Source organism: Povalibacter sp. (assembly GCF_036735925.1).
GTDB lineage: Bacteria > Pseudomonadota > Gammaproteobacteria > Steroidobacterales > Steroidobacteraceae > Steroidobacter.
Genome location: NZ_DAINNK010000123.1, coordinates 1 through 10126 on the forward strand (window position 1 = coordinate 1; position 10126 = coordinate 10126).

8 protein-coding genes, 1 pseudogene and 2 riboswitches are annotated in these 10126 nt (G+C 64.4%); of the genes and pseudogenes, 2 read left to right on the forward strand and 7 right to left on the reverse strand.

The window, feature by feature from the left end:
- Window positions 1–148: pseudogene (gcvT, locus tag V7D81_RS23355) on the reverse strand (glycine cleavage system aminomethyltransferase GcvT); the annotation flags it as partial.
- Between the two features lie 63 nt (window positions 149–211).
- A riboswitch (glycine riboswitch) is annotated at window positions 212–356 on the reverse strand.
- A gap of 24 nt (window positions 357–380) precedes the next feature.
- Window positions 381–471: riboswitch (glycine riboswitch) on the reverse strand.
- A 221-nt stretch (window positions 472–692) separates the two neighbouring features.
- Here gcvT and ispG point away from each other — a divergent pair.
- Both ispG and V7D81_RS21985 read left to right on the forward strand, forming a co-directional pair.
- The gene (ispG, locus tag V7D81_RS21980) at window positions 693–1910 is read left to right on the forward strand and encodes a flavodoxin-dependent (E)-4-hydroxy-3-methylbut-2-enyl-diphosphate synthase (RefSeq protein WP_324320350.1); all 1218 of its coding nucleotides are present in this window, start codon (window positions 693–695) and stop codon (window positions 1908–1910) included.
- A 231-nt stretch (window positions 1911–2141) separates the two neighbouring features.
- Complete coding sequence (locus V7D81_RS21985; protein WP_324320352.1) at window positions 2142–2480, forward strand: 4a-hydroxytetrahydrobiopterin dehydratase; 339 nt, start codon at window positions 2142–2144, stop codon at window positions 2478–2480.
- A 10-nt stretch (window positions 2481–2490) separates the two neighbouring features.
- Here the strand turns inward: V7D81_RS21985 and V7D81_RS21990 are convergent, their stop codons facing one another.
- From V7D81_RS21990 to V7D81_RS22015, 6 genes are all read right to left on the reverse strand, one after another.
- On the reverse strand, window positions 2491–3213 hold the full coding sequence (locus V7D81_RS21990) for an outer membrane beta-barrel protein (protein ID WP_324320354.1): 723 nt from the start codon (window positions 3211–3213) through the stop codon (window positions 2491–2493).
- Window positions 3214–3253: 40 nt separating this feature from the next.
- Entirely contained in the window at window positions 3254–4243 is a 990-nt protein-coding gene (locus V7D81_RS21995) for an alpha-L-glutamate ligase-like protein (RefSeq protein WP_324320356.1), read from the reverse strand.
- Window positions 4244–4253: 10 nt separating this feature from the next.
- Window positions 4254–5792: an inactive transglutaminase family protein gene (locus V7D81_RS22000; RefSeq protein ID WP_324320358.1), complete on the reverse strand. Its 1539-nt coding sequence runs from the start codon at window positions 5790–5792 to the stop codon at window positions 4254–4256.
- A gap of 200 nt (window positions 5793–5992) precedes the next feature.
- A complete protein-coding gene (locus tag V7D81_RS22005) occupies window positions 5993–7666 on the reverse strand; it encodes an acyl-CoA dehydrogenase family protein (protein WP_324320360.1) in 1674 nt (557 codons plus the stop codon).
- Window positions 7663–8775, reverse strand: a complete 1113-nt coding sequence (gene cfa, locus V7D81_RS22010) for a cyclopropane fatty acyl phospholipid synthase (protein WP_324320361.1) — start codon at window positions 8773–8775, stop codon at window positions 7663–7665. Before cfa ends, V7D81_RS22005 begins: the two co-directional genes overlap by 4 nt.
- A 112-nt stretch (window positions 8776–8887) precedes the next feature.
- On the reverse strand, window positions 8888–10126 hold a 1239-nt coding region (locus V7D81_RS22015; protein ID WP_324320363.1), incomplete at its 5' end, for a UbiH/UbiF/VisC/COQ6 family ubiquinone biosynthesis hydroxylase.

Sequence of the window (10126 nt, forward strand, 5' to 3'; positions counted from 1 at the left end):
ACACATCGAACATGCCCGCATCGCGACGCACCGCATGGTGCTCCTCGATCTGCGAACCATAGTTGACGGGCATGTCCCAGCCGCCGAAGTCGACCATGCGGGCGCCGGCGGCGACATGCGTGTCATGAAGAGGCGTCTTGAATCCCATCGGGCGCTCCGGTGAACACGAGTTCGCTGTTACATAGGTTGCGTCGAACCGCTGCTCGCGATCCGGCGCCCCTCTGTCCTGCGACCTGAGAGATCGGGCAACCTGCAGTTGCCTCTCCCCTTCGGTGAGCCGGGAAATGGGGACATTCCTCATTTCAGAAATGAGGAATGTCCCCATTTCCTCCCGACTACTCTCCAGAGCCCCTCGAGCAACGACCATGGAAGCAGTCGTCACAGGGCGCGCCGTTCATTTGCCTGAGCGTTTCCGGGCGGTTGCGCCTTCGGCGGCGAGGTTCGAACTCGCTCTCTCCGGCCGCGCCTTGCGATGGGTGCGCGTATGGTAGCCGAGGGTTTGTGCCACTGCCCGACATTTTTGAAGGCATCGGAATTTCACACAGAGATCGCGGAGAACACAGAGCGGAGAGGATCATTCCTTTTCCTGTGGGGCCGGCTCCAGCCGGCCTGCTCAGCCCGATCAGGCCGGCTAAAGCCCGCCCCACAGCTGCGCTACAATCCCGCCCCCTTCGCAGACTCCAGTTCCGCCCGTGACCCGCCGTTCTTCCATCCCCGTTCGCATTGGTTCCGTCACCGTCGGCGGGACGGCGCCCATCGTCGTCCAGTCGATGACGAATACGGATACCGCCGACATCGAATCCTCCACGAAACAGATCCGTGACCTCGCGCGTGCGGGGTCGGAGCTGGTGCGCGTGACGGTGAACACGGACGAGGCCGCCGCCGCGGTGCCGCACATCCGCGACCGGCTGGCGAAGGTCGGCGTGTTCGTGCCCATCGTGGGCGACTTCCATTTCAACGGCCACAAGCTGCTGAAGGCGCATCCCGCCTGCGCCGAGGCGCTCGCCAAGTACCGCATCAATCCCGGCAACGTCGGACGCGGCAGCAAGCGCGATCCGCAGTTTGCCGAAATGATCGAAGTCGCCTGCGCGAACGGCAAACCCGTACGCATCGGCGTCAACTGGGGCAGCCTCGATCAGGATCTGCTGACGCGCCTGATGGACGAGAACTCGAAGCTCGCCGAGCCGCTCGATGCGCGCGACGTCACCCGCGAGGCGCTGGTCGTCTCGGCGCTGGAATCAGCGAAACGCGCCATCGAACTCGGGCTGCCGCAAAATCACATCGTCATCTCCTGCAAGGTCAGCGGCGTGCAGGACCTGATCTCCGTCTATCGCAACCTCGCGAAGCGCTGCGATTACGCCCTGCACCTCGGACTCACCGAAGCCGGCATGGGCTCGAAAGGCATCGTCGCCTCCACCGCCGGCATGAGCGTGCTGCTGCAGGAAGGCATCGGCGACACCATTCGCGTCTCGCTTACACCCGAGCCGAACGGCGATCGCACCCAGGAAGTCATCGTCGCACAGGAAATCCTGCAGACCATGGGCCTGCGCTCCTTCACGCCGATGGTCGTCGCCTGCCCCGGCTGCGGCCGCACGACTTCGACGTATTTCCAGGAACTCGCGCAGAAGATCCAGAGCCACATCCGTCACCAGATGCCCGAATGGCGCAAGCGCTATGTCGGCGTCGAGGAAATGACGGTGGCCGTGATGGGCTGTGTCGTGAATGGTCCCGGCGAGAGCAAGCACGCGAACATCGGCATCAGCCTGCCCGGCACGGGCGAGCGTCCGGTCGCGCCCGTCTACATCGACGGCGAGAAAGGCCCGACCCTGAAGGGCGATCACATCGCCGAAGAGTTTCAGACCCTGGTCGAGGACTATGTCGCGCGGACGTACGCGGCGAAGGTGGAGTAGGAATCGGAAGTTTCACACGGAGTTCACGGAGGCCACGGAGGTCGGAGAAGAAGTAAAGAGTTTCCACGGGGGAAGAAGGGGGACACGGGGAGCACGGGGTCTCGGAACAGAAATTTTCTTTCCCCGTGTTCCCCGTGTCCCCCTTCTTCCCCCGTGGAAATTCTTCTCTCTTGATCTCCTTCTCCGTGTGCTCCGTGATCTCCGTGTGAAAACTCTCCCTCCGGAGGAATCATGAGCGACCTGGCAAGCAAGAAATGCGTTCCCTGCGAAGGCGGCACCGCGCCGATGGGCCGTGCCGAAGCGGAATCGCTGCTGAAGCAATTGCAGCCGGAATGGCGACTCGCCGACGATGCGAAGAGTCTGCATCGCGAATGGAAGTTCAAGAACTTCTATCGCACGATGAGTTTCGTGAACGCGGTGGCGCATGTCGCCAACACGGAAGACCACCATCCCGATCTCGAAGTCGGCTACGGCTATTGCCGGCTCAAGTACTCGACACACGCCATCGACGGATTGTCGGAAAACGACTTCATCTGCGCGGCGAAGATCGACGCGCTGCCGGTGCAGTAGCGAATCGGAATTACAGGCGGAACAGCACGCCCAGGTTCAGAAGATCGATATCCGCTTCGCCAGCCTGGAAGACGTCGCCCACGCTTTCGAAGCGCTGAAAGTCCAGGCGCACCGACCAGTGATCGCCCCAGTCGAACTGCGTGCCTGCTCCCCACAGCATGTTCCGTGACGCGAACGAGGTGTCGCCAGTGGCGGCGCCGATTGAACTCTTCAGGTTCATGTCAGCGAACAGGACACCGACTCGTGCGTAGATGCTCCAGCCGCCAACGATGGGCAGCGTACCGAGCACCGACAGAGTCGGCCCCGTCGTTTCAAGTTCTCTTCGAAATTCGGTCGTGCTGGGGATCGGATAGATGAAGACCGTATCCGATTCCTTCAGCGTGCCGAGATTCAAGTAGTTGAGCTCGACCGCCGCGTAGCGAACGATGCGGTAACCAGCGGTGACGCCCCATGCATTGCCGTCGCTGTCGTCACCAGGCAGCCAGCCAATGGGCAGGAATGCGACGGCGCCTCCGATGATCGGAGCGGAAACTGCGGGCGGCACCGTCGTCAGCCACGCAGAGGGATCAGGAGCGAACGAGTTTACTGGTTGCGGCAAGACCGCGGTCGGGGCCGAGGGCGAGCGGAACTCGTAGTCCGAGGCGCCACCCAGAACTCCAAAATAGAAACCGGAATCCGCACCCCATGCGGCTGTGCCGAGCATGCAGCATGCCGCTGCCATCATTGCCTTCATTCCCTGCTCCTCCCTTCCCTGTTCGTATTGATTCCAACGACTACGCCGCGTTGACCTTCACTGCGCCCGGATCGATCATCGGCCCGACCGGATGGCTGAACTCTCGTTTCGCAAACTCGATGCGTCGTGCCGGCGCCGCAGAAAAATCCGCTCGTTGTTCGCAGATCTGCAGCCGGCGCAGCAATCCTTGCCGATTGGCGATCTGGATCGCAAGCCCCGGGCGCGCATTCAGCTCCAGGACCAGCGGTCCGAGATCGCGATCGAGCACGATGTCGACGCCGATATAACCTAATCCCGTGAGCTCGTAGCAGCGCGCCGAGATGTCGAGGATCGTATCCCAGTCCGGAATCTGCAGGCCGGCGATGGGATTCGTCGTGTCGGGATGATGCGTGACGACCTGCGTGCCCAATACGCCGTCGAGCGTCATTCCCGTTGCGATATCGATGCCCGCGCCGACTGCGCCCTGATGCAGATTCGCCTTGCCGTGCGAGGCGCGCGTCGGCAACCGCACCATCGACATGATCGGGAAGCCGCGGAACACGATCACCCGCACGTCGGGTACGCCCTGGAAGCTGATGCGTTCGAACAGCGCCGAGAACCTCACCATGTACTCGACGATCACGACGTCCGGCACGCCGCCGAGACTGAACTGGCCGTTGATCGCGTTCGAGAGGTGATGCGACAGGAACTCATCGTCGAGCAGCGCACCGCTGATCGTCCGGTAGCGTCCGGCGCTGCGGCCGGCAACGACCACGATGCCGTCGCCCGCGCTGCCATGCGCCGGTTTCAGCGCGAACTCCGGATGATTGCTCACGATCTGCGGCAGCCGGCGGATGTCGTGCTGCGTTTCGATCACGCCGTACAGCTCCGGCACCGCGATGCCGGCCTGCAAGGCCAGACGCTTGGTCTGCAGCTTGTCGTCGACCAGCGGGTAGAGCCGGCGCGGATTGAACTTCGAAATGTAGTCGCCGTTGCGACGATTGAGGCCGAGCACGCCGGCCTCGGCAAGCGCGCGATAACGGCTCAGCATGGACCGGGCCTCATGTCTTCAGCGCCGGATCCACCGGCTGCATCGCCTTGAAACGCCGCAGTTCCAGCAGGCGATAACCGGTGTAGCGGCCGACCAGCAATGCGGCGGCGATGACCAGCAGCAGCATTTCCGGGAACACGAACACGAAATGTTCCAGCCACGCGATCCCCATCACCAGGTACGCCACCGCTGCGACGATCAGGCTGCCCACACCTTCCTGGATGGCCTCGTACGCGCCGCGCTCTTCCCAGACGATGGACATGCGCTCGATGGTCATCGAGATGATGACCATCGGGAACAGCGCGATCGACAGGCCGGGCTGCAGTCCCAAACGATGACTCAGCACACTGATGCCGGCCATCAACAGGACGACTACCGTGAGCACGCACGTGAGCCGGGGCACCAGCAGCAGGCGCAGCTTCTCCAGGTAGAACCGGATGAGCAGCCCCAGCGACACGATGATCGCGAACAGCATGATGCCCCAGACGAGCCGCGTTTCGCGAAACGCCAGCGCCACCAGCACCGGCATGAACGTACCGAAGGTCTTCACGCCGATGAAGTTGCGCAGCACCATGATGACCAGCGCGCCGATGGGGATCATCAGCAGTACGGCATAGACGGATTGCGTTGCGATCGGCAGCGAGAACAGCGAGAACTCGGCCGAGTGCGAACCGCTGCGTTCGGCGCGGCGCTCGGCCACCAGCATGGCGTCGAGCAGGCTCTGCTGCACGGCGAGGCTGACGTCGAGGTTCGAGCCGCCTTCGATGCTGGCGATGCTTTCGTCGCCACGCCACCAGATCAGGAACTCGGGCGGCAACCCCTGCTGCAGCGTCTGCGGATTGAAGTAGAGCCACTCCACGCCGTCGTGCACTTCGAGCAGCACTTCGGGTTGTACGGGACCGGCGCGTTCACGCAGGGCAACGCCGTGGGCGATGCGTGCCGGTATCTGTGCGCCGGCGAGGAAGATCGTGGCGAGATGGGCGCGGTCGGCAGCCGTTGCCGTGCGGTCGAGAAACAGGCGCACGTACTGATCGTTCTGCCCTTGTCCGATCCGGCGCAGCAGTTCGGTGGTGAAACTCGCGACGTCGGCCGACTGACGGCGCACATCGGCAATCAGACCTTCCATGGCGATGCGCGAAGCCGGATCGAGACGCGGCACTTCCGGGAACGGCGGCGTGGTGTCCTCGGCCGTGCGATCCGGATCGCGATAGATCAGCGCGCGGTAGTAAACGGTCTGCTCGCCGCTCGCCTCTCGCACGGCCCACTGGGCTTCGCGCCCCGCCGGTGCGGGCCGGGTCGTCACGCCGAACCCGCGCGAGATGAAGTTCTCGTCCATCAGCGAGTAACCGGGCGTGAGCGCGGGGATTCGCAGCGTCGCTTTCACCGCGGCCGGCCCGGGTGTGAAAGTCACCGCGGCCTCGATGGTCCAGATCTGGGTCTGCGATTGCGGGACGACTGGAAAACCCAGCACCTTGGCCTTGTACACGAACAGGGACAGGGCAAGCGTCGTCAGCAGCGCCGCTAGCAAATAGATATGGCGGTTGTTCATTCAGGCGTGATGCGTTGCCTGGTTTCCCCGATGTGCCGCCGCGCGACGGCCTGTGCCCTGTTGAAGGCGGGCGAGAGCGTAACGGGTTTGGAGCGCTGTCTCAAACGCGCGACGGAATGGAGTTCGGTTTTTTCTTCTGTAGGTCAGGCTTCAGCCTGACAGTGCTTTGGCCGGCTAAAGCCGGCCCCACAGGAAGAAAGTCATTCCAGCAGATCGTGGGAGTCATGCAGGGGGATATCGGCGAGCAGATCGATCGGCGTCGAGGCAAAGCGCGCGGCGGCTGCAATCCCGGTGCGCTGATGCCCGGTCTCGAGACTCCAGTGCGCATGTTCTATCAGCAGCAGCAGTTGCCAGGCGCGGCCGATCGTCATGACGACACGACGCGCGCCGGACTGCAGCAGGCTGGCCTCGCCGTTGCGCTTGATCCACGTCCCCACGTGCTGAAGCGCTTCGATCGCGATCTGGGCGAGCCGGATCAGCTCGGCGTCCTGCAACGCACTTCGACACGACGTCAGTCGCTGACCCAGCGCCGTCAGTCCGGCCGCTGCGTCGCCGCGCAGCAGTGCATCCAGCGCTAGCACGTTGGTCGTGCCTTCCCAGATCGGCAGCACCTGCGTATCCCGCAGCAACACGGGCAGGCCCGTATCTTCGACATAGCCGGCGCCGCCGAAGGCTTCGATGGCTTCGCTCACCGTGGCCACGGCCTGCTTCGCCGTCAGCAGTTTCGAGATGGGCGTCAGCAGCCGCAGCAGCGCACGCTGGCTGTCGTCGATGTCGCCGGCTTCCAGACGCCCCATCAATTCGACGAGTTCGAAGGCCAGCAGGAACGCGGCGCGCGTCTCGACTTCCAGACCGGCGAGCGTATCGACATGCAGCGGCAGCTCATCGAGCGCAGCGCCGAAGGCGCGCCGCTGCGTCGCATACGCCTTGGCGAGCGCCACTGCGCGACGCATGAAGGCCACCGACGTCACGCTGTTCCAGGTTCGCGTGACCACCAGCATGGGTTCGATCGCTCGCGTGCCATTGCGCGGTTCGGCAACCAGTTCGGCGATGGCGCCGTCCAGCAGCAGTTCGGCCGTCGGCACCTTGCGGGTACCGAGCTTGTCCTTGAGGCGTTCGACGCGAATGCCGTTCGGCCTGCCGGCGGCATCGTGCGTTTCAACATAGAACATCGCGAGTCCCGAGCCGCCGGGACCATTGCCTTCGGGCCGCGCCAAGGTCAACGCCATCTGCGAGGTGATAGCCGAGGTGAACCACTTCTTGCCGTAGAGCCGCCAGCGGCCGTCAGCATCATGGCGCGCCTGTGTCAGCGAGAGACCCACATCGGAGCCGCCGGTGGATTCGGTCATCCACTGCCCGCTCGTCCAGGCCTGCGCCGGATCGCGACTGGCGAGTCGCGGCACGGCGCGCTCGATGAGGCCGGCGTTACCGGAAACCGTCAGCGTGCGCGCCGCTCCATCCGTCATCGCCAGCGGACAGGTGTACACGTCCGACGAAGGATGAAACAGATACGCCAGCGCGAACTGGTGAATGCGCGAGAAGCGGCCGTGAAGACGTTCGCAGGGAATACCGATCAGGCCGGCGCGGGCGGCGATCTCTGCACAACGCTGCCACAGCGGCGTTACGCGGATGCGGTCGATGCGATTGCCCCACGCATCCCATTGCGTGAGTTCCGGTTCATTCAACCGGTCCTGCAACTGAAGTTCATACAGCTCGCCGCCCGCCAGCCGCCCCATGTCGTCGAGTTCCGGCTCGATGGCGGACAACACCTCGGCCGGCAGCTTGCGCTGCAGCCAGGAGCGCAGGAAGCCATCGTCGCGATACTGGTTGCCGAGCCGCGGCGTCGCCTGGACGAAAATTTCCGGCGCGTTCATCGCACTTCCGGCAATCCGCCCGCCACTCCCTGCGGCGAGAACAGCACCTGCCACAACTGAATGCGGCGTGCCCGGAAGGCCGCCGCCGAAGACAGCAGCCAGAACTCCCACATGCGCTTGAAGCGCTCGCCGTATTTTTCCGCCAGCTCCGGCCAGGCGATGCGGAAGCGGTCGAACCACGCCACGAGCGTGCGATCGTAGTACGGGCCGAACGAATGCCAGTCTTCGGTGATGAAATGACTTTCCGCAGCGCGCGCGATCTGCACGATCGAGGGCAGCATCGAGTTCGGAAAGATGTAGCGCTCGACCCAGGGGTCGTTCGCTTCCTGGGTCGTGTTGCTGCCGATCGTGTGCAGCAGGAACAGGCCGTCGCGTTCCAGCAAGTGCTCGGCAGTCGAAAAATACGTGCGGTAATTGCGGAAGCCGACGTGCTCGAACATGCCGAGCGAGTAGATGCGGTCGAACCGGCCGGTCAGTGCGCGGTAATCCTGAAGCAGGATCTTCACCGGCAGGCCTTTGCAGCGCTCGGTCGCAGCGGCCGCCTGATTCTTCGACACGGTCACCCCGGTGACGTTGACGCCGTAGCGCTCGGCCGCGAATTGCGCGGCGCCGCCCCAGCCGCAACCGATGTCGAGCACGCTCATGCCCTTTTCCAGTCGCAGCTTGCGGCACACGAGGTCGAGTTTCGCTTCCTGCGCCTGCTCCAGCGTCTGTGCGTCCTTCCAGTACGCGCAGCTGTAGATCATGCGCGGATCGAGCATGCGCGAGTACAGGTCGTCGCCGATGTCGTAATGCTTCTGGCCGACCTTGAAGGAACGCCGCGGCGTCTGCGGATTCATCACCGTGGCCACCAGCGCCGCCCAGAACTGCCGCAAGGTCGGCAGATGCTTTTCGGCCTGCGCGCGGAAGACGCGGAACAGCATTTCGTCGAGACGTTCGCAGTCCCACTGGCCGTCCATGTACGCCTCGCCCACACCGAGCGAGCCCTGCGCCAGCACGCGCCGGAAGAAGCCGGGATCGCGTACCCGGATGTCCCAGGGATGATCGCCGTCGATGGCGACATCGGTCCCGTTCAACAACGATTCGACAGCGTCACGGTATGAGGTCATGGGCCGGTACGAAGCAAGGAATCGGTGACGGCGGCGCCTCGTCCGTACGCCGCGGGTGCATTGCAGCGTCACTCCAGCCGCGTGCGGCTGTCAAGCATCCGGCAGGATCGAATCAGTGCGGACGCCGCATGATGGCAGGCGCGTCGCCGCCGGTGCCCATGGCCCTGCCGATGAAGAAACGCTTTGCGAGCGCGCTGCCGTTGACCGCCGACAGCCCGGCCCGTCGCGCCCAGGTCAGCAGATCGTTGGAATTGCTGAACAGCCGGTTGAGCCCGTCGATCATGCCGAGCGCGAGGGCGTTCTCGCTGCGCCGCCACCGCTCATAGCGTCGCAGCACACGGATTTCGCCCAGATCCGCGGGCCGGATGCCGGCGTCGAGTTCCGCCGACAGGATCTGGACCAGCGCGGCGCAATCGAGGAATCCCAGATTCACGCCCTGCCCGGCCAGCGGATGCACCGCATGCGCCGCGTCGCCGACCAGCACGAAGCGCGATTTGCAATATTGGCGCGCATGCGTCAGGCGCAGAGGAAATTGCGCACGCGGACCAGCCACGCCTACCTGGCCGAGCGCGCCGTCGAGGGCATCGGTCAGTTCGCGCGCCAGCACCTGCGGTTCGCAATTCACCAGCGACTGCGCGTGATCGGGCGTCGTCGACCAGACGATCGAACTGCGACCGTCGGCGAGCGGCAGGAAAGCGATCGGACCCGCCGGCAGGAAGCGCTGCCATGCAGTGTGTGCATGAGGATGCTCGGTGCTCACGTGGGTCACGAAGGCCCGCTGCTCGTAGTCCCAGCCGCGCGTTTCGATCCCCGCCAGCTTGCGGCTCAGCGAATCCGCGCCATCGGCGCCGACGATGAGTTCGGCGCCGATACGGCGTCCATCTGCCAGCGTGACGACGGCCTCGTCGATGTCGGCCTCCAGCGCGGACAGTTCCGCGCGCAGCACCGTGACGCGATTGCGCATCGCTGGCGACTCGTAGAGTCCCCACTGCACGCGACGGTTCTCGATGATCGATCCGAGACTCGGCTCGCTGGTTTCGGCCGCAGAAAAATGCAGCGAGCCGACGCCGCGCGGCCGACTGCGTGCGTCCCACACGATCATGTCCGAGTAGGCCGAGACGTGCTGCGACGGAATGTGCGCCCAGGCACCGATGGATTCGAGCATGCGCTGCGAGCCGCGCGAGATTGCGGACACACGCAGGTCCACGTCGTTGCCGGCCGGCGGCCGGGTCGGCGGATGCGGCTCGAGCAGCGCGATGCGCAAGCGCGACAGTTCCCGATCGCTGCCGGCCAGTGCCGCGAGGCAGGCGCCGACCATGCCGCCGCCGATGATCAGCAGATCGAAATCGGG